The organism is Bacillus crepusculi (genome assembly GCF_014764715.1).
Classification (GTDB): Bacteria; Bacillota; Bacilli; order Bacillales; family Bacillaceae; genus Bacillus.
Map to the genome: position 1 here is coordinate 260,208 of NZ_JACXXE010000002.1, position 23,729 is coordinate 283,936.

Genomic DNA, 23,729 nt, shown 5'->3' on the forward strand with positions numbered 1-23,729 from the left:
AAACTAAGGTCGGGCTGAGACAGAGGAAGTAGCAGTAAGGTTTGATTCTCTAAGCTGTTGAATATCCTTCCGAATAAGAAGAGATATGATAAAAGCGATGAAAAATAAGCCCGAGAACACCATGAGACTTTGTGTGTAATTACCTGTTATATCTCGTATGAAGGATGAAAATAAAGGTCCTGCTAAACCAGCAGCGGCCCATGCGGTTAGAATATAACCGTGTATTGCACCAAGTTGTTTCGTGCCAAATAAATCTCCAATATAGGCTGGAATTGAGGCAAATCCTCCTCCGTAGCACGTATAAATGATCGCCATTACGATTGAAAAGATGAGTGGTTCTTTTAAGTAAGGTAGTAAAGGAAAAGCAATGAGCTGGATACTAAAGAAAATCGTATACGTATTTGGTCTTCCGATATAATCTGAGAAGGATGCCCAGCCGATCCGTCCTAAACCATTAAAAGCACCTAAAACACCAACAAGAGTAGCTGCAGCACCTGCAGTGAATCCAACATTTTCTTGAGCAAGAGGCGAGGCAACTGAAATAATGGCAATACCGCATGTGATGTTAATAAAGAGCATGAGCCACAAATAATAAAAACGCCGTGTTTTAATCGCTTCATTTGCTGTAAGCTGTGATAAGTCTTGAGGAATTTTTTTTTGATTTGTTTTCAATCCGTCAAATTGTTTGACGTCATCTGGCGTTGGTGGTGATAAATAAAGTGATGAGATTACCATAATGATAAAATATGAGGGTCCAAGAATATAAAAGGTATTCGCAATATCAACTTTTTCAATGAGAAATTGAATAATGGGGCTGCAGATAAGTGAAGCAAATCCAAAACCCATAATGGCTAAACCGGTTGCAAGTCCTCTCCGATCCGGAAACCATTTGACTAATGTTGATACAGGAGCAATATAGCCTACCCCTAATCCTATCCCAGCAAGTACACCATAAAATAAATAGAGGAGAGGCAGTGAAGACATGTGGACAGCGAACCCTGACCCAGTCATTCCGACGCCGAAGAAAATGGCTGAGAAGAGCCCCGATGCCCTTGGGCCGTACTTTTCAACGAAATGTCCCATGAAAGCAGCAGATAGACCTAAAAATAAAATGGCAATGCTGAAGGTGAGGCTTATTTCGGTTAATGACCACTGAAAGGTTTGATGTAAAGGATTCGTAAAAACACTCCATGCATAAACAGACCCAATAGATAAATGAATTCCTACAGCACTTGTCGCAATGAGCCAACGATTTTTTGATTTGTTCATTGTGTTCCCCCCATATAAAGCGATCGAAAAGTTTGATAAGATAGAAATATGTTACATTTTTATGACTTTTTAAAATAATATCACAATTTGATTGGTTCATATAACTAAATTTTTGTTGAAAGGAAGATCATTAAATGAATCCTTCTGTTAAAAAGAAACGGGTCATCCACCAATATCGTGAAGGGCAATTTACCTGTATAACGGATGAAGTGGTAGAAGAGTTTCCTTTAACTGTGATGGTGAATGGAGAAGAGTTTGTAACACTCGTTTGTTCACCAGAGCATTTGAAAGAATTGGTAATCGGCTTTTTAGCTTCAGAAGGAGTCATTCGATTTGAAAATGAGATTAAAAGGTTTACAATAGATGAAAGTATGGGCTTTGCATATGTTGAATTAATCCACTCAAGTCGTTTTCATGTATCAGACTTTACAAAGCGAGTGATTGGTTCTTGCTGTGGGAAAGGGAGACACTTTTATTTTCTCCAAGATGTAAAAACAGCAAAAACAGCCATTGATCAAATTAACATTTCTGCTGAAACCTGTATGCACTTAATGAAGTGCTTACAAGACGAAAGCCAATTATTTCGACATACGGGTGGTGTGCATAATGCTGGACTGTGTGACACAGAAAAGCTATTCATCACTAGAACTGATATAGGAAGGCATAATGCTTTAGATAAAATCTATGGATATTGTTTACTTCACCGAATCCCACTTAGGGATAAAATCCTTGTGTTTAGCGGCCGGATATCGTCGGAAGTTCTTTTGAAGGCAGCGAAACTAGGTGTATCTATTGTGTTATCAAAATCAGCACCTACTGAGCTGGCACTTAAAATGGCAGAGGAATTAAATATCACGACAATTGGATTCGTCAGAGGAGGATCTTTTAATATCTATACTCATCACCAGCGTATTACAGAATAGGAGGCAAAGTATGGTCAGTATTTTGGATAAAAGACATCGACCATTGCGCGATTTAAGAATATCGGTAACCGATCGCTGTAACTTTAGATGTACGTACTGTATGCCTGCTGAAATCTTTGGACCAGATTATTCTTTTTTGAATAAAGAAGAGCTGCTTAGTTTCGAAGAGATCGAACGACTTGCTACACTTTTTGCAAAGGAGTTAGGGGTGGTGAAATTACGAATCACGGGTGGTGAACCTTTAATGCGTAAGGATCTACCCCTCCTAATAGAAAAACTAGCAAAAATTCCAGGTGTTGAAGACATCGCTATGACAACCAATGGAACGCTTTTACCTTTATATGCTGATAAATTAAAGAGGGCAGGTCTTCAAAGAGTCACCATTAGTTTGGATTCATTAAATCCTACCCGTTTTGAGCAGATGAATGGAAGACAAATTTCCATCCAAAAAGTGTTTGACGGAATTGAGGCTGCAAAAAAGGCTGGACTTGCTATTAAGATCAATATGGTTGTCCAAAAAGGTGTGAATGATCAGGATATCTTGCCAATGGCCGCCTATTTTAAAAAAGAAGGACACATTCTGAGATTTATTGAATTTATGGATGTAGGCAATACAAATAAATGGAATTTAGAGCATGTAATGACGAAAAAAGAGATCATTGATCTGATTCATTCAACATATCGTATCAAACCTGAACCGCCTCGATATGCGGGTGAAGTAGCCAACCGATTTTTTTACGAAGATGGATCAGGAGAGATTGGCATTATTTCTTCCGTTTCAGATGCTTTTTGTGGATCATGTAATAGAGCAAGGCTATCTGCACGCGGTGAATTGTTTACGTGTTTATTTGCATCATCGGGTTTTGATCTGAAACGGATTCTTCGTACGACCGAAGATGATAAAGATATAACGAAAGTATTGAAGGAACTATGGTCAAATAGACAGGATCAATATTCAGCCGAGAGAGAGCAAAAGAAAGATCAGAAAAAAGTCGAGATGTCATACATCGGTGGGTAGTGACAACAACGTATCACGATCATGTATTTTTGAAAAGAAGAGGAAATGGCATTATCACTATTGAAAATCTCTTTTTGAAAAGACGCCAATTCATCATATAAATTCAATCACCATAAAAAAACAGCAGAGATTCTGCTGTTTTTTAAAATGCTATTTTGTGCCTCAAAAAGCGCAAGAGAAGTCTAGAAAATAGGTTTTTCATCATTGGGTGCTGCTTTACTTTTATAGGAGCTGTGATAAGATCAAATCAATCTTTACCAGCTTGATTTTTTCATTCCTGGGATTTGGCCTTTATAGGCAAGTTCACGAAAAGCAATCCTAGACATTTTGAATTTGTGTAAGTAACCTCTAGGACGGCCCGTTAATTCACAGCGGTTTTTTAAGCGAGTGGGGGAGGAATCTCTAGGTAATGTCTTCAAAGCTTCATAGTCACCTTTTTCTTTTAACTCTTTCCTTAATTCCGCATATTTCAAAACAAGCTGCTGCCGCTTTTTTTCTTTAGCAATCTTTGATTTTTTTGCCACTTAAAACCCTCCTGGTTTAATTGTGTATTTTCCATTGAAAGGGGTCTTCAAACGTTGTCCAATCTTGATCAAATTCTTCAGGCGTGAGCAAGCATTGATCAAGTGTGCGAATAATATCTGCTTTAGGCAAGTCTACGCCAATAAATACAAGTTTTGTATGGCGGTCACCAAACTCTGCGTCCCACTCAGCAAGAAGCTCTGGTTCCTGATTTAATATCCGTGCTTTTTCTTGCTCAGGCAAGGCAGCTATCCAGTATGCAATAGGTTCAATCGCAACGGATTTTCCGGCTTGTGAAATTAAAATGGTTAAATCATGATGTGTGGCAAGCCATGCAAATCCTTTAGCACGAACAATCTGTTCTGGCATCTGATCTAACCAATTATTCAGCCTGCCGGTATGAAAAGGGAGTCTTCTTTCATACACAAATGAGGAGATTCGGTATTCTTCGGTTTCCGGTGTATGCTGAGAATGTCCAGCATTGATTTCCTTTATCCAGCCAGCAGATGCACTGGATTTTTCAAAGTCGAATAAGCCAGTATTTAAAATGTCGCTTGGCTGTACGTTACCTTTTGTGGTTCTTATGATAGTTGCTTCTGGTTGAAGTGTGGTCAGCACGTGCTCAAGTCGATTTAGTTCCGATGGTGATACAAGATCACATTTATTCATAATCAGCACGTCACAAAATTCAATTTGATCAATGAGTAAATCGGAAATTTCGCGTTCATCATCGTCGGAAACGGCTTCTTTACGATCTAATAGACTTTCTCCAGATTGGAAATCAGTCCAGAAACGGTTTGCATCTACCACTGTTACCATCGTGTCAAGCCGGCAAAAGCGTGTCAAATCTATGCCCATTTCTTCATCAATGTAAGAAAAGGTTTGAGCGACAGGAATTGGCTCACTAATACCTGTTGATTCAATGACGATGTAATCGATATTACCAGCCTTACAAAGGCGTTCTACTTCGATTAACAAATCCTCTCTCAATGTACAGCAAATACAACCATTAGATAGTTCAACAAGTTTCTCATCTGATCGAGAGAGCTCACCACCTTGTTTGACTAATTCTGCATCAATATTAATTTCGCTCATGTCATTGACAATAACGGCTACTTTTAACCCTTTACGATTCTGTAGAACATGATTTAATATCGTTGTTTTTCCCGCTCCTAAAAAGCCGCTTAATACTGTAACAGGTATTCGTTTATTCATTTGTTTCTGTCCTTTTGAAAACAATCATTTTATTTTCCGCCTCACTTAAAAAGTAATCATTACGATTTAAAATTTAAAAAATTATTTTGTTTCTCTATGAAGGGTATATTTCTTTAATCGAGGAGAATATTTTTTTAATTCCAATCGGTCTGGATTTGTTCGTTTATTTTTTGTAGTGATATAGTTTCTGTCACCTGTTTCAGTACAGGCTAAGGTGATTTTTACGCGCATAATTGATATGTTCCTCCTTTAATTCGTAATAGTTACGATTTGTATTTTAAAATGATAAAGGCCGATTGTCAAGCTTCGTATCATGATCAATCCCACATGACAATACAAAGGGGTATCGAATTTAATTGATACCCCCCTTTATTAATAAAAGTCACCAAGTTCTTCTTCGTATTCACCATCGTATTGCTGAATGTCACCCGGGATCTCTTGGAGAAAGGCTAGTCCTCCTAGTACAAGCATCAAAATGATGGCGATGAATGAGAGAATGACTGCGGCAATACTTGAAATGGCGAAGAGTGTCTGCATTTTCATCATCTTAGCATATTGTTCTAACAGGTCTTCGTATGAAGTATCAGGAGCTTGAATCAATTGTTCAGCTGCTTTCACAGATTTTTGTACATGAACTCCCATCATAATGAGGAAGACGCCAAGGGCAGCAGGAAGAACAAGCCAAAATCCAATAAGGATCGAAAGACCGCCTGAAATATAGAGAAAGATACTACCAACCTTTCCCCACTTTGCGATTGAATGAAGAGCTTGAATGATTTTTTCTGTTTGTTGCAATTGTGTTCACTCCTTTATGTATTCACTCTTTATCATACTTGAGCAAGTAGTACTTTAGGAAGGGTGAATGTTGAACAATTAACATGTTTCTATGACTATAAATGTTTTCAAGCTAAGCTGAAAAGAAGACAAAGGGATAAAATAACGATCATTTTATCCCTTTTTTAACAATATGAAGTTTAGAGGCGCTGGTTTTATAATTCTTTTCCTAGGATATCTAAATCGTATCTATTGCCGTCCATTTCTGCGATGCGTGGCAGGTGTCCCCAGGTCTCAAAGCCGTGTTTTTTAAATAGTCGAATGCTGGCTTCGTTGTGTCCGAAAATAAAGGCGAGCAACGTTCGGATGCCTAATGAGGGCGCTAATTCAATGGCCTCTTGTAAGAATAGCGAGCCTAGGCCTTTTCCTCGAAAGTCTTGATTCAAATAAATACTCATTTCAACGGTTCCGTTGTATGCAGGTCTTCCGTAAAATGTTTCAAAGCTGAGCCAGCCGTATATATTCCCTGCCTCATCTGTTTTCACATAGAGAGGTCTTTTCTCTGAATGATTCAAAAACCACTGCCTGCGGTCTTCAACTGTAACAGGTTCTGTATCGGCGGTCACTTCTCTTGAGGCAATGGTTGAATTATAGATATCGACGATTGCTTTGAGGTCATCTTTTGTTGCTATGCGGTTAAATGTTTTCACAATAATGCCCCCCATCTTTTTTTCATTCATCATACATATTATTGATGCGATTGCGCAAAATAAAAGAAAAATGATTTCGTGTGTATATATTTTTTGAAAAGTGTTCAGAATGTTGCTGAGGTGATGAAAAATGAGAGAGGAAGAAAAGAAACGTACTTCCAAAATCACAAAAGTTCAGCAATTTTTCCGTAAGCGCTGGGTATTCCCTGCTATTTACTTGGTCAGCGCAGCGGTCGTGTTAACAGCCGTTCTTTGGTATCAAGCTGTATCAAAAGATGTGAAGGACCAACTATCTGATGGAAATCAAACAGGACAAGAACAGCGTGATGATGCCGTTGAAGTTGGAAAGCCAATTGAAAATGTTGCCATGCCGGTCCAGAATTCTGATAATGTTTCTGTCGTGAAAAAGTTCTATGAAGCAGATGCTGACCAAAAAGAAAAAGAAGCAGCACTTGTAAACTATAATAACACCTATACCTTAAGCAAAGGTATTGATCTTGCAGACAAAGATGGCAAAGTGTTTGATGTCACAGCTGCTCTTAGTGGAACAGTGGTTCAAGCGAAAAAGGATCCAGTTCTTGGTCACGTCGTTGAAATTGAACATGAAGATGGATTGTCGACTGTTTATCAATCGTTGTCTCAAGTGAGTGTAAAAGAAGGCGATGAAGTCAAGCAGAATGATGTCATCGGTGCTTCTGGTAAAAATCTTTATGGTGCTGAAAGCGGTAACCATGTCCATTTTGAAATTCGTATGGAGGGTTTAGCGCTCAATCCACTTAGCTTCATTGACAAGCCTGTTTCTACTATTGAAAAAGCAGCGCAAGAAGTGATGGAAGAAGCAAAAGAACCTGCTCAGCCAAAGGCTGATGAAAAAACGAAGGAACCTGCTACCGAAGATAAGGCCAAAGAGCCTGCTGGAGAAAAATCTGAAGAAAAGTCTGATGAGAAGGGGAAATCCTCTGATCAAGAAAAGTCTTCAGATTCCTCTAAAGACAGCAGTCAGTCAGAAGAGACAAAACAATCTTAATGCTTTGCAAGATCCTCTGTGTAGATGAGTACACAGAGGTTTTTTTCTGTCTGAAAAAGATCCTCCGCCACGTGGCGGAGGATGTATTATAGGGCGGCAGGTCCTTCTTCACCTGTCCGGATATTAATTGTATTCTCTATTTCATATATAAATATTTTCCCATCCCCTGGTTCGCCTGTACGAAGGACCTTTTGTGCTGTTTCAACGACTTGTTCGACAGGTACCTTGCTTAGGACGATTTCGATCTTTAATCGTTCGTACACATTGCTTTCCTTTTTGACGCCACGGTATAGCTCTGTATGTCCCTTTTGTAAGCCGCAGCCGTGCACATTAGAAAAGGTAATAGAGGTGACACCGATCTTTCCAAGCTCCACCTTTAATGTTTCAAAATTAGCTGGACGTGTGACAATCTCCACTTTATACATCTTGCTCATAGAGACACCCCTTTTTCTTTAATCTTGATATGCTTTTTCGCCGTGCATGGTTAAATCAAGACCTACTGATTCTTCTTCTTCAGTTGCGCGAATCTTGAAGAAGATATTGACCACTTTGATGATCACGTATGTGACAACGGCAACAAAGGCGTAAGTGGCGACAATAGCGACGATTTGCTTCCAAAGTAAGCTTGGATCTCCGTAAAATAAGCCATTGGCTCCGCCGTCGTTGACAGAGGTTGTTGCAAATAGTCCTGTTGCAATTCCGCCCCAAGTTCCGCCAATTCCATGAAGGCCGAATGCATCAAGGGCATCATCATAGCCGAATTTGGCTTTGAGTGAGTAGACTCCCCAGAAACAGACGATCCCGCCAATGATTCCTATTATAATAGAAGCAAAAGGTGTGACAAAGCCTGCGGCAGGTGTAATAGCTACAAGACCTGCAATCGCTCCAGAGATGGCGCCAAGCATCGTTGGTTTTTTATTGATCATCCACTCTACTAACAGCCAGCCGATGATTCCTGCGGCAGCCGCTGTATTGGTGTTAATAAAGGCAAACATGGCGACGCTGTCTAACGTAAGGGCGCTTCCAACGTTAAAGCCAAACCAACCAAACCAGATGACAGCTCCGCCAAGAAGTGTGTAGATCAAGTTATGCGGGGAAGAACTAGCTGCTTCTTTTCGCTTCCCAAGAACAATCGCCACGACTAGACCGGCAACACCGGATGAAATGTGAACGACGTTTCCGCCGGCGAAGTCAAGTGCTCCCATTTCTCCAATCCAGCCGCCGCCCCATACCCAGTGTGCGACTGGTGCGTATACAAATGTGACCCAAAGGAGTGTAAATACGACCACTGCCGAGTAACGAATACGTTCGGCAAAGGCGCCTGAGATGATGGCTGTTGTTAAGACAGCAAAGGTCATTTGAAACATCATGAATAATGAATGTGGAATGGTATCGCTATATGAACCAGGCTCAAAACCAACGTCTTTAAGCCCAACCCATTCGAAGCCCCCGATCCATGCATTGCCTGGTGCAAAAGCCAAGGAATAGCCAAACAAGATCCAGACAATCGAGACGATGGCTAGTGATGTTAAGCTGTGCATAGTTGTACTTAAAACGTTTTTACTTCTCACAAGTCCTCCGTAGAATAAGGCTAAACCCGGTGTCATTAGCCACACGAGTAGTGCGCAGAAGAACATAAAGACTGTATCACCCATTTGCATGCTGCATTCCCCCGAATCATTCAGAATTAATTGATTTCTTAATTCTTCATTATAGAGAGAAAAGTCATATATAACATATACATGTAAGTTTATCTAACATGGTTTTTGGTTATGTTCAATATAAATGGATGAAATGTTCGTGAAAAATGAGAAAAAACGTGCATTGAGCATGGAAAATAAAGGGCGTTTGACCTATAAAATGGAGCTGAGAAATAGTTTGGTTCGCTCCTCTTGAGGGGAATCGAACAATTTTGATGGTATTCCTTCTTCGACGATACGCCCTTCGTGCATATAGACGACACGATCGGCGACTTCTTTTGCAAAGCCCATTTCATGTGTCACAATGACCATTGTCATCCCTTCTTTTGCGAGGCTTTTCATCGTTTGCAGCACCTCGCCTACAAGCTCTGGATCAAGAGCAGACGTAGGCTCGTCAAATAACATGACATCAGGTTTCATGGCGAGAGATCGTGCAATGGCCACACGCTGCTTTTGGCCGCCTGATAGTTTAGAAGGATATACTTTGGCTTTATCCGCCAGTCCGACTTTTTCTAGCAGGATTTTGGCTTCAGCGATGGCCTGTGCTTTTTTTGTTTTTTTCACCATCACAGGCGCCTCGATGATGTTTTCAAGTACAGTTTTATGCGGGAAAAGATTAAAATGCTGAAAGACCATTCCTATTTTTTGTCTCATGTCGTTTAATTGGTCACGCTTTGGTTGAACAGGGCTGCCGTCGATGATGATTTCCCCATCGTTTTTTATTTCTAAAAAGTTCATACAGCGGAGCAAGGTGCTTTTTCCAGAGCCGCTTGCCCCAATTAAGACGACTACATCATTTTCATACACGGTGAGATCGATATCCTTTAAGACATGCAGATCCCCGAAGTATTTATTGAGTTTTTCAACACGAATGATTTCCTTTGATTCTGTCATGCTTCTCCTCCTAATGGTCACTGACTGAAAGTTTCTTCTCGAAGGTTTGGACAGCGAATGTTAACACAAGAACAAGAACTAAGTAATAGACAGCCACAACAAGTAAATACGTCATATTGTCAAAGCTGTTGGAGCCTTGCGTGGTGGCGACGTTAAATAGTTCGTTGACGCTGATAAAGGCAGCAAGTGATGAGTCTTTTAAGCCGATAATGAACTGGTTACCAAGAGGGGGGAGGGCGCGTCGCATCGCTTGCGGGAGAATGATACGTCTCATCGTTAAAAAGCGGCCCATACCAAGAGAGCGTCCAGCCTCTTTTTGGCCTTGGTCGATGGATTGGATGGCGCCTCTGAATATTTCTGCTATATAGGCTCCATTATGAAAGGCAAGCGCAATGGAAGCCGCCCAGAAGTCGGGTATATTGAATTCTGTGAGTCCAAAATATAGGATGAAAATTTGTACAATGAGTGGTGTGCCGCGTACAAGAAAGATGTAGGCATTGGCGATATAGCCGAAAACTGCCACGCGGGATATTTTCAGTAGAGCAAAAAAGAGTCCAATGAACATACCGATGAAGATACTGATCACAGTTAGTTGTAAGGTCAGCAGCATTCCTTCTAAGAAAACGCCTCTCGAATCAATCAGCGTCTGAAAAAAGTGTGATAGGGTAGGCAAAACAATCATCTCCATTTGAAGAAAGTGCGCCTAGAAAAGGGCGCACAATCGTGGTTTTAATCTTGTTTGACCGTGATGTCCTCGTCAAAGTACTTTTCGCTAATTTGTTGTAATGTTCCGTCTTTTTTTAGTGCGTCAATCGCATCGTTGATCTCTTTTATGAGCTGTTCATTTTCTTTTGATACAGCAATTGCTTGCTCACTTTGTCCGAGTCTTTCCTGCGCTTCGATTTTTAATTTTTTCTTCATGGCTTCTGCACCTGTGGCAAAATCGGTCACGACCGCATCGTGTTTTCCGTTGGCTAGTGCTTCTAAAGCGACTACATCACTGTCGTAATATTTTGGTTCCTGCCCGCTATGTTTTTTCGCAATATCAGCATAGGACGAACCTTTTGATACAGCAATTTCTTTGTCTTTTAAATCATCAGCACGTTGAATGTCTGCCCCAGGTCTTGTGAAGATTTGCGGACCGGAGTAGTAATAGGGTTTAGAAAAAAGGACGTGTTTTTTTCGTTCCTCATTGATGGTATGGCTAGCAACTGCCGCATCAAATTTCCCTGCTTTCACACCTTCGACGATACCTGCGAATTTATACTTTTTCTGTACAGGCTCGAGACCGAGCTTATCGCTAATCGCATTGCCTACATCGATATCAAAGCCGGACATCTGGTTTCCATCCATGTAACTGAACGGGTGAAATTCACCTGATGCTGCAAATATAAACTTTCCATCCTCCAAAATTGGCGACCCTTTCGCTGTAGAATTACGTTTATCTCCGTTCCGATTTGTTTCATTTGAACCACACGAAGACAGAAGTAATACTGCAACCGAGAAAAGGGCTGGGACCCAAAACCGTCTTTTTTTAATAATATGCTTCTCCTCCTTTTCAGCCGTTCTCCCTATAAGGAGAAAGTAGGCTTTTCAATTGAAATGAATATTACCATTACTCCCTCATATTCTCAATTTTATATGTGTTTTTCCAACACCTGCCCTTTCTAGAATGTATGTCTTGCTGCTTCACGAGAGAACTTGAATTCATAAGGGTAAAAAAGGGAAATGAATCTCATAATAACGGAAGGATAGGGAAAGAGCATGCCAGCTAACAAAGAGGGGGATCAGTGTATGAACAAGTGGAAGGACAACCGAAAAGTTTTTTTAACCGCTATTGCCTTTGGTACGATGTTAAATCCACTGAATTCCTCGATGATTTCTTTGGCCTTACATCAAATTCAGCATGAGTTCGGTTTGTCGTTTACGACCGTATCCTGGCTCATTTCGACTTTTTATTTAGCCAGTGCGGTGACGCAGCCGGTGAGCGGCCGGATTGGGGATCATGTGATGAGCCGGAGAACTTTATTTTTATTTGGTCTGGTTCTTGTCGCCATTTCGGCCATTTGTGCCCCCTTTGCTCCGACGTTTGCGGTGCTGATTGTGATCCGGCTGCTGCAGGCAATTGGAAGTAGTGCCATTTATCCCTCCGGTGTTGGGCTCATTCGAGATCATATGAAGGAACGACAGGCTTCTGCATTAGCGGTATTGTCCATTTTTGCTTCAGCGATGACAGCGCTTGGACCGACGCTTGGCGGATTTTTGATGACAATCGGCGGCTGGCCGGCTATCTTTTTAGTGAATCTGCCGTTTATTCTGATTAGTTTCTTTTTGGGGCTATCTTTGTTTCCGAAGGAGCAGAAAAAGAGAAAGCTTCGCATAGGAGAAACTGTGCGAAAGCTCGATTTGCCTGGGATGCTTCTTTTTACAGCTTGTATTGTCCTCCTGCTTTCATTTTTATTATCACTTGCTCACGGCATTCAATATGTACAGGGCATCCTTTGTCTCCTGAGTGCTGGCGCTTTTATCTGGTGGGAATATCAGGTGGATGAACCGTTTATTCAAATTCGGATGTTTCGCAAGGAGAAGCGGCTGTCGCTTGTGTATGTGCAATTTATCATCTTAAATATCTTTTTTTATTGTCTCTTTTTTGGTTTGCCGAGTTATTTCCAAGATGAATTAGGCTGGCGTGTGGAGGTGACGGGTCTTTTTATGCTGTGTATGTCTGGGATGAGCATCATTGTGTCGCCGCTGACAGGAAAGTGGGTGGACCGAGGGGATGAACGTCATCCGATTTTAGCAAGCACAGTATTGATGCTGGCTGGAGCTTCATCGATGACCTTCTTTTTTATTCCTGCGCCATTATGGGGAAAAGGAGTGGTTCTAGCGTTACTAGGACTCAGCTACGGCACTGGGAATGTGGCACTTCAAGCCGCGATGCTAAAAGCAAGCCCACAGCACATGATTGGCACATCCTCTGGGCTTTTTCAAACATGCCGGTATCTTGGTTCCATTCTGTCATCTGCCGTGCTTGGTATGCTGTTTGGTGAGGAAATCGCTGGCTCCCATTTTGAGCAGTTAGGCTGGACGTTGATCATCATTTCTCTTATTGGCATTGGCGTCAGTCTTTATTTTTCAAGTGTTGTCAGAGGGAGAGAGCCAATAAAAAAAGCGGCCGGATAAAGTGGTAGAAGAATCTCCATCACTTTATCGCAAGCCGCTTAAGAATTGGACAAGTCAGAGCCTTGATCCTTGTGCTTCCTTCTGAATATTTTCCCCATTATTGTCTCATAGAACGTCACGATGCGATCAATCGGAGAGTCAAAGAACTTCCATAATTTATTCATGATAAAGACAACCACAATCGATACGACCAAGCTGCCTAAGACATCAAATGGATAATGGTGACCGACCCAGATGCGGGAGAATCCTGTAAGTAATCCAAAGACGAGCAAAATGTTGCCGAGCTTTTTATTACGGGATCTAATGGCTAATGAAAGAGCCAGAGCGCCTGTTGTATGGTCACTTGGGAAGGAAGCGTCTGCTGAGTGCGGGATGAGTGTGTCGACTTTATGCGCCACAAACGGCCGCTCTTCATAATAAAACAGTGTAATGGCAAAATTGACGATGAGTGCAACGATGCCAGTTACACCGGAGAAGAAGACGAGCTTCTTAAATTTGTGATTCCCTACAAACCAGCAAATCAATAAGACAAGGGCATACACAAGAATGGCCTTTTTCGTAATGAAAATCATGGCCTGATCTAAAAACTCAGAATGATGAGCCATCCCGTGTATGACTTTAAATAATTCGTAATTCAAAACATCACCTATACCTTCGCTTAACGCCAACTATTTATTTTTCAAATAAACGTCTATTTGAAATATCCTATATTTTAGCATGTTTCCGCTGAAGTTTAAAATAGTATCCTATTCTGACAAAGAGACCTTTTGTGTTTTTGTTTCTTGTGGTTTTCGTTCGCTCCAATAAAAAACACCCATACTTAGCAAGACAACAATACCTGCAATGAGATACACATTTGAAAAATCTGTGAAGCTGACAAGGAGACCAAATACAAATGAGCCAGCAGCAATACCCGTATCATAAAGGGTAAAGAAAGTGGCCGTTGCATAGCCTGTACGGTGAGCTGGAGAGTGCTGAATCGCCAGTGTTTGTAAACATGGCACCAAAGATCCATAACCAAGGCCGATCACAGCGCCTGATAAAAGAAGCATTGTCGCTGAATGTGTAGCAGTCAGCATCCATAAACCAATCGCAAAAAGGACAATGGATGGATAGATCACAATGTGAGGTCCTACTCGGTCAAAAAGTTTGCCTGTAAACGGACGTGATCCAAGCATTGCAGCCGCAAACACAATGAAGAAGTAACTGCTTGCACCCATCAAATGAAGTGAATTGGCATAGACTGAAATAAATGAAATGATCGGCGAATAACAGAAGGAAATAATGATGCCGACTGCTGCTGTTTTTAAAGCACCTTTTTCAAACAGGTGAGAAAAAGTGAACCTGAAGACGACGCTTCCCCCGTCTTCGGGCTCTGGCTGTCGAATCATGATCGTAAAAGCCGCTCCGATGGTAACGATGATGGAAAAGAGAAGGAATAAGGAATGAAATCCTACTTTTCCTACTTGATTCAGTGCGATAAACGGACCGATGACCACTGCGAGGTTCATGGACATCACAAAGTATCCAAGGCCCTCCCCGCGTTTATGTTTCGGGATCATATCAGCAGCAATGGCACTGGCTACTGTCGTCAAAATGCTAAAAAAGATCCCCTGTATGAAACGCAGTATGAGCAGCGTTTGGAATTGATCAATCGGAATGTATAAATAAGTGAGTAAGGCAAAAGCAGTTGAAGAGAAAATTGCCATGCGTTTTTTACCGAATTTCTCAATAATGGCTCCGGAAAACGGTCTCGTCACAATGGCGGATAATAAGAAGACCGTCACGAGGAGTCCGCCCTGTGATTCTGTTCCATTTAGTTCATCCATTGTGTAAATGGGCAGTAATGTCAAAAGGGCATAAAAAGAGGTGAATGTAAATAAATTCACCAGGACAATCATGATAAAGTCTTTCGTCCAAATGCGTTCGTTCATGATGTATGTCACTTCCTATTCAGTTGATAATTTGTGTAAAAGTGTATGGAGGAGTTGTTTTTCTTCGTCGGTAAAGTCTGAAAGACATTCTTCTTCAAATTGTTCCATCGTGCGTTTGATTTCTTCAAATCGGGCTTTTGCATCATCTGTCATCACGATCAGATTTTCACGTTTGTCTTTTCCTTGTACACGCTTCACCCAGCCATTGGCTTCAAGGCGGGTAACGGTTCTAGTAATGGTCGGAGCTTCGACGTTCAAATAGGTCCAAATGTCTTTTTGGGTTTTCGGGCCGAAGGTATCCAAACAAAAAAGTACAGTCCACTGGGACATGTACAAGTCATAAGCAGCAAGCGCTTCGTTTGCCTTTTTAGACAGCAGCCTGGCGCTTTGATGTATTTGATGTAAACACTCTCTGTTTAACGTTTCCATTTGCTCACCTTTATTCATTATTTAGCTAGGTAAATAAATTCACCTTTTCTATTTTACGTGTTACACCCTTGTTTGTAAAGTGAAAATTTTCGTCACCCGAAATGAATTTTATATTGTGCCTTTTCTGATAAATCCCTTGTCCCATCTTCATTTTTAGCATATTCCCTATGCAATGCTAATACACTGTTACAAACCTGACAAAGAGAGTGTTTGAGGTGAGGGATCGTGTTTGGCATTTACTACCTAATGGATGAGAAATTACAACGAACAAGCGCTTCTGAAAATGGATAATCTTCATACGGATCTCATTTCACACTTCTCACATCCATTTTAGGGAGGTCGAGTGGTGTGCACGATTACATCAAAGAGCGAACAATCAAGATAGGAAAGTATATCGTGGAGACAAAGAAAACCGTTCGTGTTATTGCGAAAGAATTTGGAGTCTCTAAAAGTACTGTACACAAGGATTTAACAGAAAGACTGCCAGAAATTAATCCAGATCTGGCTAATGAAGTGAAGGAGATACTGGATTATCATAAATCAATCCGCCACTTGCGAGGGGGAGAAGCCACCAAGTTAAAGTATAAAAAAGAAGAAATTTTAGAAGGCGAGCCTGTGAAACAGTAAGCTTAGTTCTTTGTTCATAAACATGATATATATATCTTCCTCATATCGGTAGTTTCTAACCACAAATTTTGTAAAGACTTTTGTAAAGAAATATCTTTTTTTCTGCAAATTATGATAGAATATATAATTAGGGCAGAATGTGGTATTTGCTATGGAAACAGATTTTCAAGGAGGATATATATAGATGTTTGCTAGGGATATTGGAATTGATCTTGGTACTGCCAATGTACTGATTCATGTCAAAGGAAAAGGAATTGTGTTAAATGAACCATCTGTTGTAGCACTTGACAGAAACAGCGGGAAAGTATTGGCTGTTGGAGAAGAAGCTAGACGTATGGTTGGACGTACGCCTGGGAATATTGTTGCGATTCGTCCATTAAAAGATGGCGTAATTGCTGATTTTGAAGTAACTGAAGCAATGCTTAAGCATTTTATTAACAAATTAAATGTGAAAGGGCTGTTCTCTAAGCCTCGTATGCTCATCTGCTGCCCAACAAACATTACATCTGTTGAGCAAAAGGCGATCAAAGAAGCTGCTGAAAAAAGCGGCGGTAAGCATGTATTTCTTGAAGAAGAGCCAAAAGTAGCAGCCATTGGTGCTGGTATGGATATTTTTCAGCCAAGTGGAAACATGGTCGTAGATATTGGAGGCGGAACGACAGATATTGCTGTCATCTCTATGGGTGACATTGTAACCGCCTCTTCTATTAAAATGGCTGGAGACAAATTTGATCTGGAAATTCTCAATTACATTAAAAAAGAGTACAAGCTGTTGATCGGTGAGCGCACGGCTGAGGATATTAAGATCCAAGTTGCAACGGTATTCCCAGACGCACGTCACGAAGAGATTTCGATTCGTGGTCGAGACATGGTGACAGGATTACCAAGAACGATTACCGTCACAAGCAAAGAAGTAGAAGAAGCATTACGCGAATCTGTATCTGCGATTGTTCAGGCAGCGAAGCAAGTTCTCGAGAGAACACCGCCTGAATTATCAGCTGATATTATTGATCGCGGCGTCATTATTACAGGTGGCGGAGGCCTTCTAAACGGGCTTGATCAATTGCTTGCAGAAGAGCTGAAAGTACCAGTTTTCGTTGCTGAAAATCCGATGGACTGTGTAGCAGTTGGTACTGGCGTGATGCTTGATAATATGGACAAGCTGCCAAAGCGTAAACTTAGCTAATGATTCCCCTCATTCTTTTTAGAAAGAATGAGGGATTTTTATTAAAGAACCCTGCAAATATGCCGATATATTTCATAGAAGATTGTGTTTAGGTCATGTGAAAGAATCTTAATGAGGTGAGCACGTGTTAAAAGGACTATATACCGCAACATCTGCCATGATCGCTCAAGAGCGGCGGACAGAAATGCTTTCTAATAATATCGCAAATGCGAATACACCAGGATATAAAGCGGATGAAGGAGCCATGCGGGCATTTCCAGAAATGCTGCTGAGCCGGATGGAATCAGGAAAATTCCAACCTTCCTCAGGCAATGGCTTTCATGTCATGCAGCAAACGCCGATTGGTGGAATCAATACTGGAACATATATGCAGGAACTGATCCCTCAATTTACACAAGGAACATTAAAAACAACGGATCAAACAACCGATGTTGCACTAGTAGAAAATAATGTGCCAATCAACCCGGAGACGAATCAAAAGTCAGCGCTATTTTATGCCGTCAATACACCAGAAGGCGTTCGTTATACAAAAAGTAGCTCCATCACATTGAATGCACAAAATCAGTTGACCATTGGTGGCCGTGCCCTTCTTTCAGTGACGGGGCAGCCAATTACGGTTCAGAGTGAGAATTTCAAAGTGAATGCAGATGGAACAGTAAGTGAAAATGGACAAAATCTTGGGCAAATCGATGTACGTGTCGCAATGGATACAAGAAACTTAGCGCGTGAAGGAAATGATTTATACCGTACAGCTGATAACCAGCCTCTGCCAAGTGCAGTTAATAACGGTCAAATGTCCTATACATTAAGCCAAGGTGTATCGGAGCTGTCAAACGTGGATGTGACGAAATCATATACAGAAATGACCACAGCCTATCGAGCTTTTGAAACAAATCAAAAAGTGGTTCAGGCCTATGACAAAAGCTTAGAAAAAGCAGTGAATGAAATCGGAAGAGTGTACTAATCAAGAAATGAAAGGGAAAGGAGGATTCTTATGCTCAGAACGATGATAAATGCAGCGGTGTCGATGAACGAGGTGCAAAAGCAGCTTGATATCATCAGTAATAACATCGCGAACAGTGAAACAACAGGGTATCGCGCGAAAAACACCCGCTTCTCAGAGCTTGTCAGGCAGCAGTTTAATCAAGTAGATGAAAAAAATGAGCAGGTGGCAAACAGTCGTCTGACACCTGCTGGACTAAGGCTGGGAACGGGGACAATGGTCAATTCGTCCATTAACTCATTGCAAGGGTCTATTAAAGAAACAGGGCGTGACCTTGATGTTGCGTTTGGAGCGCCATCACAGTATTTGCAGGTCAATGCCGGCGGTAATATCCGTTATACAAGAGATGGTTCACTTTATTTACAGCCAGGCAATAACCGTAACCAAGTTCAGCTTGTTACAAGTGAAGGCCATCCGATTCTTGATGAAAACGGCAATGAAATCGTCTTAAATGCGAATTTCCGTGATATTTCTATTGATAAAAACGGACGACTCACGGCTATTTCTAGAGATAATCAACCGAATCAGCAAGTGAATCTAGGCGTTGTACAAGTCAATAATTCTTCTGCACTCATCTCTGAAGGAGATAATTTGTTCTCGGTAGACGGTACCTATCAAGGCGCATTAACGGCACTAAATGGGGCAAACCGCCAAGCGATCCAGCTTCAGCAAGGTGCACTTGAAACCTCAAATGTGGACATGTCTAAAGAATTAACCGATTTAATGACCACACAGCGCTCATATCAGATGAATTCAAGAACCATTACGATGGGTGATCAGATGCTGGGATTAGTGAATACGATTAGATAATCAACAGGCTGATATCAGCCTCTCATGATAAAAAAGGCGGCTCGCTCAAAGTCGCCCTTTTTTTTATAAAAATCTGAGACATCTGCAAGCAGGTCCTCGAGATCAATCCAGGCTTCTTTTCTTTCAAGACATGTGACGAGCGTGGCAATCTGCTCATCTGCTTTGGGCGTTTGGCTGTAAAGAAGGAATAGGATTTGGAACTTGATTCTTAATATATCAAACTGAGAAGCAATCGCTTCTTTTAACCCTTTTTGTATATATTTCATTCCTTCATCGGTTAAATTTTCTTTGAAACAAGAACGCACAGTTTCGTAGAGACACGATACGTAGGAGTGGGCGGATGTCCGGTATGCTGGGAGACGAAGCGCCTTTTTAAAGTATGCTAGTGCTTCCTTATGACGGTTTTGTCTCGATTGAATAAAACCAGCATCATAATAAACAATTCCAAGCAGTTCTTGGTCGTCAATCATTTTCACGTATTCGATAATCTCATTGAAAATCGCTTCTGCTTCCTCATATTTTTTTTGGTCGCTAAAGTTAAGTGCGAGCACAATTTTACAACGATACATGCTATGGACATCTCCGTACTTTGCAAAGATATCCATGGCTTTTTGAATATGACGAATCGAAAGCAACGAGTAGCGGTTGTTGTAATAAACACCGCTTGTACGAAAATGGAATTCTGCTTCCTCCAGCTCATCGTTTAGTAAGGGAAGACGCTCTTCTGCCTTTTCAAGATAATGAATGGCATCATTTTGATCACTGTTTAAAGATTCGTATAGTCCGAGAAAGAAGTAAAAATAATATCGCAGTTCATCGTTCATTTGATCCTTATGGCACATCAGTTCATGTTTGATTTTTTCTAAGTCCTCTGTCTGATTCATCCAGAGCTGGTGGCGGAACAGCATGAGCTGATAATGTAAATAGAGATCCTGTTTTTTTGATAATTTACGTTTATGTTTTGTTAAAGTTGTTTTGATATCTTCAGCCTTCGAAAATTGTCGATGCTTCAGCATTTTATACCACGAATGGAGAAGTTTTTTAATGGATTTGTCGCTTATAAAATTCATGTTTACCCTCTTATTCAATCAATGATGTAATATATATTACCATATTTGTGAAAAAACGATGAGTGTAGAGTGGATTATATTTGATGACAATTGGTAATGATAGATTCCATTTTTTACTATAAAAAGTGGGATGGACATTGAAAAATGACAGCATTCATAATATACTTCTATAGGAATCAAATGAAGATCAGCGATATAGAAAAGAAGGAGAGATCAAGATATGCTTGATGCTCAGCAAATTCAAGAGATTATTCCACACCGTTATCCATTCTTATTGGTCGACCGTATTTTAGAGGTTGATGGTGACAAAAGAGCGGTTGGAATCAAAAATGTAACAGTAAATGAAGAATTTTTTAACGGTCATTTCCCAGGATACCCAGTCATGCCGGGTGTGCTTATTGTAGAAGCGCTTGCTCAGGTTTTTGGGGTCATCATTTTAGGTAAAGAAGAGAACAAAGGAAGAATTGGTTTGTTTGCTGGAATTGACAGCTGCCGATTCAAAAGACAGGTCAAGCCTGGCGATCAGCTTCGTTTAGAGGTTGAAGTGACACGTCTCCGTGGTCCAGTCGCAAAAGGAAAAGCGGTAGCGACAGTAGATGGAGAAGTTGCATGTGAAGCAGAACTGACATTTTCTATCGGCCCTAAAGTATCATGATTTGCTCGCGGTTCATTTTGCATGAACCGCTTTTTATATGGGGAAGTTCAGGCTGAAAGGATCGGAACTTGCTTTTTTGACAAAAAAACGTCATATTAGACAAAAAAAGATGAAGGTGATAAAGGATGCTAAAAGAATTTAGAGAGTTTGCAGTCAAAGGCAACGTCATTGACTTGGCTGTAGGTGTCATCATTGGGGGAGCATTTGGCAAAATTGTCACTTCTCTTGTGAATGATTTGATCATGCCGCTTGTCGGTATTATTATCGGGGGACATGATTTTAGCGATTTATCCATTAAAATCGGAGAGGCTCAAATTTTATATGGGAATTTCATTCAAACAGTAGTTGATTTCTTGATTATCTCGTTTTCCATTTTTATCTTTATTCGTTATTTGAGTAAATTAAAACGGAAAAAGATAGAGGAAGAAGAGATTGTGGAAACGCCAGATCAAACAGAGGTTTTACTAACTGAAATTAGAGATCTGTTGAAAAATCAAAGCCAATCTAAAGATACGCAATAGAAAAAAGAGCGGCTAATCCCGCTCTTTTTATGTGTTTTGTTTAAAAGCATCCAGCAGTTTTTCTCCTGACAGCCCCTCTTTGACGAGGTCTTTTAATACTTCTTCGGTTTCTGTTCTGTAACGATTTGTAATCATTTTACCATCGAGTAACACAGAAATGTTTTCTTCTAAGGCAACGATGTTTTTGACTTGGACAGACAGATGAACAGGGCGGTTGTTTTCTTTTGTGATCGTCACGAGAATCTTCACTTCTGTGTGCTGCTGAAAGAGCACCTCAAACACCTGTCTATGCTTCTTTGGAATGAGTGCCTCGATCATCCAGTGATTTTCACCGTCTTCTTTATTAATAATTAAACCGTCACGAAGGGGAATGCTGGACATTTTATCTTGCTTTGGATCAAGTTCGATTTTGAGATCAATCAGCCTAAAGGTTTTCATATTTATCACCTCACAAGCGTTCATTTCGTAAGTATCATTATAGCATACAACATCTGTATAAATGAAACCGCTGCCTAATCAGAACGAGCTGCATAGAAGTGAAAGGAGATGTTTTATGGAGTCCTACCAACTGCGAAACATACATATTGGCGAGGAAAAGGCAAAAAGCAATATGCGAGTATATACATGGGGAGACATTCTTTCATTTTGTGATGTGTATATGGAAGAAGGCGAGTCTCTCACATTTCAATACGTCACAGAAGATCAAATGGACTGCTTTGAATTTCAATTGTCAATTCATGACGGGCAGCTTTGTTTTTATTGGTTTGCGTGGGACGGATCTGATTATATTCACATGCCTTCTAGTCATTGGATTCATTCAAATATTTTTTATCAATTTATGAAAAATAAGTATTTCGTCAAACAAAACAAGATGATGTTTTATACTCAAGCGGTAAAAAACAAAAATGAATGAGGAAATGGAGAATTTGAAGGGCGATTTTGTTATTTTCATGTTTTGTCACATCTAAGCTTTCTCAGTAGACTAGGGGTAGTTGAAAGGAAAGGAGGTCAGTCTTTTGATTCGAAAGGTAAACGTCTAGCATGTAATAGCCCCCCTCTAGCTAAAGCTGATAGACTTTGCCTAGTGCAAATGAACACTGCTTAATAGAACCGATGCTTCTTTGTGTAGGTCATGTGTCCTCTATCATCCCCTTATGTGTATCCGGTCATGTTTCATGACCGGGTACCGTTTTATTAACTGATAAGCCGATCATCCCTTGCAAATAATGGTTGCTCATTTCATAATGATGATGGATTATATCAACGGTATGTCGATTGAAAATGAAGACAATAAAGGAGAGAATGATGACAAACATTCAATTAATCGCAACGGATTTAGACGGCACTTTATTGAACAGTGAACACAAAGTGAGCAAGGAAAACGAGCAGGCATTAAAGGAAGCAGCAGCAAATGGGATGGAGGTTGTCGTCTCAACAGGAAGAGCGTATTTTGATGTGAAGTCTATTTTTGATGAGCTTGGGATGAATACGTGGGTGATTAGTGCGAATGGCGCTGTGATTCATGATCCAACCGGACACGTGTACCATTCAGCTGCTTTACAAGAAGAAAAAGCCAAACACATATTATCATGGCTTGAGGAACGTGATTATTACTATGAAGTTTTTACGAATGAGGCCATTTTCACACCGAATCGCGGCAGAGAGCTTCTGGCGATTGAAATGGACCGCTTAAAAAGTGCAAATCCAGAAACGGATAGCAGTGTTCTAAAGCAAGCGGCAGAAGTTCAATACAGTCAGTCGGGTTTTGCCTATGTTGATACATATGAAGAATTATTTCGTGAGGATCAAAAGCTTTCATTTTACAACATCTTAGGCTTCTCTTTCTTTCAAGACAGACTGAAAGCCGGATGGGAGACATTTGGACATGATTCAGATTTAACTTTGGTCAGTTCGGCTGATCATAACTTTGAGATTGGTTCAAAGGATGCTTCTAAAGGGCAGGCATTAACAAGGCTGGCAGAAAGGCTTGGTATTCCTTTAAGCCAGACAGCAGCTGTAGGAGACAGTTTAAATGACGAATCGATGCTTCAAGTAGCTGGTGTCGGAGTTGCGATGGGTAATGCAAGAAAGGATATAAAAGAAATAGCTGATCATGTGACGTTAACAAATGATGAACATGGTGTGGCGCATATGATTGGGCACTTTTTGAAATAGACGAATCGGTATTTGTATAAATCTTATGGGAGAAAGCACATTCTACAAAAGAGGAATTCAGAACTACTTCTATTTACACCGGAT

General features: G+C 40.7%; 28 protein-coding genes. 12 read left to right on the top strand and 16 right to left on the bottom strand.

Annotated features, from left to right (window positions below; all coding sequences use genetic code 11):
- Positions 1-3 precede the first annotated feature (3 nt).
- Positions 4-1,269 carry an L-lactate MFS transporter gene (locus IEE86_RS05295; protein ID WP_191096273.1) on the bottom strand — a complete coding sequence of 422 codons (1,266 nt, stop codon included), beginning with the start codon at positions 1,267-1,269 and terminating at the stop codon, positions 4-6.
- 134 nt (positions 1,270-1,403) lie between these two features.
- Here IEE86_RS05295 and fdhD point away from each other — a divergent pair, with 134 nt between their 5' ends.
- Positions 1,404-2,192: a formate dehydrogenase accessory sulfurtransferase FdhD gene (gene fdhD / locus IEE86_RS05300; RefSeq protein ID WP_191096274.1), complete on the top strand. Its 789-nt coding sequence runs from the start codon at positions 1,404-1,406 to the stop codon at positions 2,190-2,192.
- A 10-nt stretch (positions 2,193-2,202) separates the two neighbouring features.
- Positions 2,203-3,210 carry a GTP 3',8-cyclase MoaA gene (moaA, locus tag IEE86_RS05305; protein WP_191096275.1) on the top strand — a complete coding sequence of 336 codons (1,008 nt, stop codon included), beginning with the start codon at positions 2,203-2,205 and terminating at the stop codon, positions 3,208-3,210.
- Positions 3,211-3,464: 254 nt separating this feature from the next.
- On the opposite strand, the gene rpsN is transcribed toward moaA, so the two are convergent.
- From rpsN to IEE86_RS05330, 5 genes are all read right to left on the bottom strand, one after another.
- Positions 3,465-3,734, bottom strand: a complete 270-nt coding sequence (gene rpsN / locus IEE86_RS05310; RefSeq protein WP_191096276.1) for a 30S ribosomal protein S14 — start codon at positions 3,732-3,734, stop codon at positions 3,465-3,467.
- Between the two features lie 16 nt (positions 3,735-3,750).
- Positions 3,751-4,947, bottom strand: a complete 1,197-nt coding sequence (locus IEE86_RS05315; protein ID WP_191096277.1) for a GTP-binding protein — start codon at positions 4,945-4,947, stop codon at positions 3,751-3,753.
- 81 nt (positions 4,948-5,028) lie between these two features.
- Positions 5,029-5,178 carry a 50S ribosomal protein L33 gene (gene rpmG / locus IEE86_RS05320; RefSeq protein WP_003214771.1) on the bottom strand — a complete coding sequence of 50 codons (150 nt, stop codon included), beginning with the start codon at positions 5,176-5,178 and terminating at the stop codon, positions 5,029-5,031.
- A gap of 141 nt (positions 5,179-5,319) precedes the next feature.
- The gene (locus tag IEE86_RS05325) at positions 5,320-5,742 is read right to left on the bottom strand and encodes a DUF5362 family protein (RefSeq protein WP_191096278.1); all 423 of its coding nucleotides are present in this window, start codon (positions 5,740-5,742) and stop codon (positions 5,320-5,322) included.
- A 194-nt stretch (positions 5,743-5,936) separates the two neighbouring features.
- Positions 5,937-6,446, bottom strand: a complete 510-nt coding sequence (locus IEE86_RS05330) for a GNAT family N-acetyltransferase (protein ID WP_191096279.1) — start codon at positions 6,444-6,446, stop codon at positions 5,937-5,939.
- 115 nt (positions 6,447-6,561) lie between these two features.
- On the opposite strand from IEE86_RS05330, the gene IEE86_RS05335 reads away from it, so the two are divergent.
- Positions 6,562-7,458: a stage II sporulation protein SpoIIQ gene (locus IEE86_RS05335; protein ID WP_191096280.1), complete on the top strand. Its 897-nt coding sequence runs from the start codon at positions 6,562-6,564 to the stop codon at positions 7,456-7,458.
- Between the two features lie 86 nt (positions 7,459-7,544).
- Here IEE86_RS05335 and IEE86_RS05340 read toward each other — a convergent pair whose 3' ends face one another.
- From IEE86_RS05340 to IEE86_RS05360, 5 genes are all read right to left on the bottom strand, one after another.
- Positions 7,545-7,892, bottom strand: a complete 348-nt coding sequence (locus tag IEE86_RS05340; RefSeq protein WP_007497589.1) for a P-II family nitrogen regulator — start codon at positions 7,890-7,892, stop codon at positions 7,545-7,547.
- An 18-nt stretch (positions 7,893-7,910) separates the two neighbouring features.
- The gene (locus IEE86_RS05345) at positions 7,911-9,119 is read right to left on the bottom strand and encodes an ammonium transporter (protein WP_191096281.1); all 1,209 of its coding nucleotides are present in this window, start codon (positions 9,117-9,119) and stop codon (positions 7,911-7,913) included.
- Positions 9,120-9,311: 192 nt separating this feature from the next.
- Positions 9,312-10,052: an amino acid ABC transporter ATP-binding protein gene (locus tag IEE86_RS05350; protein WP_191096282.1), complete on the bottom strand. Its 741-nt coding sequence runs from the start codon at positions 10,050-10,052 to the stop codon at positions 9,312-9,314.
- Positions 10,053-10,062: 10 nt separating this feature from the next.
- Entirely contained in the window at positions 10,063-10,740 is a 678-nt protein-coding gene (locus IEE86_RS05355; RefSeq protein WP_191096283.1) for an amino acid ABC transporter permease, read from the bottom strand.
- Between the two features lie 41 nt (positions 10,741-10,781).
- Positions 10,782-11,591: a transporter substrate-binding domain-containing protein gene (locus IEE86_RS05360; RefSeq protein ID WP_318010261.1), complete on the bottom strand. Its 810-nt coding sequence runs from the start codon at positions 11,589-11,591 to the stop codon at positions 10,782-10,784.
- Positions 11,592-11,846: 255 nt separating this feature from the next.
- Between IEE86_RS05360 and IEE86_RS05365 the strand changes: the two genes are divergently transcribed.
- A complete protein-coding gene (locus IEE86_RS05365) occupies positions 11,847-13,235 on the top strand; it encodes an MFS transporter (protein ID WP_191096284.1) in 1,389 nt (462 codons plus the stop codon).
- A 38-nt stretch (positions 13,236-13,273) separates the two neighbouring features.
- Here IEE86_RS05365 and IEE86_RS05370 read toward each other — a convergent pair whose 3' ends face one another.
- The 3 genes from IEE86_RS05370 to IEE86_RS05380 all read right to left on the bottom strand — a co-directional run bounded on the left by IEE86_RS05370 (position 13,274) and on the right by IEE86_RS05380 (position 15,598).
- Positions 13,274-13,873, bottom strand: a complete 600-nt coding sequence (locus tag IEE86_RS05370; protein ID WP_191096285.1) for an undecaprenyl-diphosphatase — start codon at positions 13,871-13,873, stop codon at positions 13,274-13,276.
- Between the two features lie 108 nt (positions 13,874-13,981).
- Positions 13,982-15,169, bottom strand: coding sequence for an MFS transporter (locus IEE86_RS05375; protein WP_191096286.1), 1,188 nt, complete (start codon positions 15,167-15,169; stop codon positions 13,982-13,984).
- Between the two features lie 15 nt (positions 15,170-15,184).
- The gene (locus IEE86_RS05380) at positions 15,185-15,598 is read right to left on the bottom strand and encodes a MarR family winged helix-turn-helix transcriptional regulator (RefSeq protein ID WP_191096287.1); all 414 of its coding nucleotides are present in this window, start codon (positions 15,596-15,598) and stop codon (positions 15,185-15,187) included.
- Between the two features lie 348 nt (positions 15,599-15,946).
- On the opposite strand from IEE86_RS05380, the gene spoIIID reads away from it, so the two are divergent.
- From spoIIID to IEE86_RS05400, 4 genes are all read left to right on the top strand, one after another.
- Complete coding sequence (gene spoIIID, locus IEE86_RS05385) at positions 15,947-16,225, top strand: sporulation transcriptional regulator SpoIIID (protein ID WP_008343327.1); 279 nt, start codon at positions 15,947-15,949, stop codon at positions 16,223-16,225.
- Positions 16,226-16,409: 184 nt separating this feature from the next.
- Positions 16,410-17,411 carry a cell shape-determining protein Mbl gene (gene mbl / locus IEE86_RS05390; protein ID WP_191096288.1) on the top strand — a complete coding sequence of 334 codons (1,002 nt, stop codon included), beginning with the start codon at positions 16,410-16,412 and terminating at the stop codon, positions 17,409-17,411.
- Positions 17,412-17,535: 124 nt separating this feature from the next.
- Entirely contained in the window at positions 17,536-18,375 is an 840-nt protein-coding gene (locus tag IEE86_RS05395; protein ID WP_191096289.1) for a flagellar hook-basal body protein, read from the top strand.
- Between the two features lie 30 nt (positions 18,376-18,405).
- Positions 18,406-19,224, top strand: coding sequence for a flagellar hook-basal body protein (locus tag IEE86_RS05400; protein WP_191096290.1), 819 nt, complete (start codon positions 18,406-18,408; stop codon positions 19,222-19,224).
- A 14-nt stretch (positions 19,225-19,238) separates the two neighbouring features.
- Here IEE86_RS05400 and IEE86_RS05405 read toward each other — a convergent pair whose 3' ends face one another.
- Positions 19,239-20,294 (bottom strand): tetratricopeptide repeat protein, encoded by a 1,056-nt coding sequence (locus IEE86_RS05405; RefSeq protein ID WP_191096291.1) that lies wholly within the window; start codon positions 20,292-20,294, stop codon positions 19,239-19,241.
- 220 nt (positions 20,295-20,514) lie between these two features.
- Between IEE86_RS05405 and fabZ the strand changes: the two genes are divergently transcribed.
- Positions 20,515-20,949, top strand: a complete 435-nt coding sequence (gene fabZ / locus IEE86_RS05410) for a 3-hydroxyacyl-ACP dehydratase FabZ (RefSeq protein ID WP_191096292.1) — start codon at positions 20,515-20,517, stop codon at positions 20,947-20,949.
- Positions 20,950-21,074: 125 nt separating this feature from the next.
- Positions 21,075-21,470 (top strand): large conductance mechanosensitive channel protein MscL, encoded by a 396-nt coding sequence (gene mscL / locus IEE86_RS05415; RefSeq protein ID WP_191096293.1) that lies wholly within the window; start codon positions 21,075-21,077, stop codon positions 21,468-21,470.
- Positions 21,471-21,497: 27 nt separating this feature from the next.
- Here mscL and IEE86_RS05420 read toward each other — a convergent pair whose 3' ends face one another.
- Positions 21,498-21,908, bottom strand: a complete 411-nt coding sequence (locus IEE86_RS05420; RefSeq protein ID WP_003215215.1) for a YwpF-like family protein — start codon at positions 21,906-21,908, stop codon at positions 21,498-21,500.
- A gap of 115 nt (positions 21,909-22,023) precedes the next feature.
- Between IEE86_RS05420 and IEE86_RS05425 the strand changes: the two genes are divergently transcribed.
- Together IEE86_RS05425 and IEE86_RS05430 are read left to right on the top strand one after the other, a co-directional pair.
- A complete protein-coding gene (locus IEE86_RS05425; protein ID WP_191096294.1) occupies positions 22,024-22,383 on the top strand; it encodes a hypothetical protein in 360 nt (119 codons plus the stop codon).
- Positions 22,384-22,784: 401 nt separating this feature from the next.
- Positions 22,785-23,645, top strand: a complete 861-nt coding sequence (locus IEE86_RS05430; RefSeq protein WP_318010262.1) for a Cof-type HAD-IIB family hydrolase — start codon at positions 22,785-22,787, stop codon at positions 23,643-23,645.
- Positions 23,646-23,729: the final 84 nt, after the last annotated feature.

What these genes read in the sequence shown, in the direction of transcription:
- IEE86_RS05400 (WP_191096290.1), top strand. Translation starts at nt 18,406, where the DNA reads ATGCTCAGAACGATGATAAATGCAGCGGTGTCGATGAACGAGGTGCAA.
- IEE86_RS05295 (WP_191096273.1), bottom strand. Translation starts at nt 1,269, where the DNA reads ATGAACAAATCAAAAAATCGTTGGCTCATTGCGACAAGTGCTGTAGGA.
- IEE86_RS05420 (WP_003215215.1), bottom strand. Translation starts at nt 21,908, where the DNA reads ATGAAAACCTTTAGGCTGATTGATCTCAAAATCGAACTTGATCCAAAG.
- IEE86_RS05380 (WP_191096287.1), bottom strand. Translation starts at nt 15,598, where the DNA reads ATGGAAACGTTAAACAGAGAGTGTTTACATCAAATACATCAAAGCGCC.
- IEE86_RS05375 (WP_191096286.1), bottom strand. Translation starts at nt 15,169, where the DNA reads ATGAACGAACGCATTTGGACGAAAGACTTTATCATGATTGTCCTGGTG.
- IEE86_RS05355 (WP_191096283.1), bottom strand. Translation starts at nt 10,740, where the DNA reads ATGGAGATGATTGTTTTGCCTACCCTATCACACTTTTTTCAGACGCTG.
- IEE86_RS05425 (WP_191096294.1), top strand. Translation starts at nt 22,024, where the DNA reads ATGGAGTCCTACCAACTGCGAAACATACATATTGGCGAGGAAAAGGCA.
- mbl (WP_191096288.1), top strand. Translation starts at nt 16,410, where the DNA reads ATGTTTGCTAGGGATATTGGAATTGATCTTGGTACTGCCAATGTACTG.
- IEE86_RS05350 (WP_191096282.1), bottom strand. Translation starts at nt 10,052, where the DNA reads ATGACAGAATCAAAGGAAATCATTCGTGTTGAAAAACTCAATAAATAC.
- IEE86_RS05315 (WP_191096277.1), bottom strand. Translation starts at nt 4,947, where the DNA reads ATGAATAAACGAATACCTGTTACAGTATTAAGCGGCTTTTTAGGAGCG.
- fabZ (WP_191096292.1), top strand. Translation starts at nt 20,515, where the DNA reads ATGCTTGATGCTCAGCAAATTCAAGAGATTATTCCACACCGTTATCCA.
- IEE86_RS05345 (WP_191096281.1), bottom strand. Translation starts at nt 9,119, where the DNA reads ATGCAAATGGGTGATACAGTCTTTATGTTCTTCTGCGCACTACTCGTG.
- rpmG (WP_003214771.1), bottom strand. Translation starts at nt 5,178, where the DNA reads ATGCGCGTAAAAATCACCTTAGCCTGTACTGAAACAGGTGACAGAAAC.
- IEE86_RS05405 (WP_191096291.1), bottom strand. Translation starts at nt 20,294, where the DNA reads ATGAATTTTATAAGCGACAAATCCATTAAAAAACTTCTCCATTCGTGG.
- IEE86_RS05330 (WP_191096279.1), bottom strand. Translation starts at nt 6,446, where the DNA reads ATGGGGGGCATTATTGTGAAAACATTTAACCGCATAGCAACAAAAGAT.
- IEE86_RS05335 (WP_191096280.1), top strand. Translation starts at nt 6,562, where the DNA reads ATGAGAGAGGAAGAAAAGAAACGTACTTCCAAAATCACAAAAGTTCAG.
- IEE86_RS05365 (WP_191096284.1), top strand. Translation starts at nt 11,847, where the DNA reads ATGAACAAGTGGAAGGACAACCGAAAAGTTTTTTTAACCGCTATTGCC.
- mscL (WP_191096293.1), top strand. Translation starts at nt 21,075, where the DNA reads ATGCTAAAAGAATTTAGAGAGTTTGCAGTCAAAGGCAACGTCATTGAC.
- IEE86_RS05340 (WP_007497589.1), bottom strand. Translation starts at nt 7,892, where the DNA reads ATGAGCAAGATGTATAAAGTGGAGATTGTCACACGTCCAGCTAATTTT.
- moaA (WP_191096275.1), top strand. Translation starts at nt 2,203, where the DNA reads ATGGTCAGTATTTTGGATAAAAGACATCGACCATTGCGCGATTTAAGA.
- fdhD (WP_191096274.1), top strand. Translation starts at nt 1,404, where the DNA reads ATGAATCCTTCTGTTAAAAAGAAACGGGTCATCCACCAATATCGTGAA.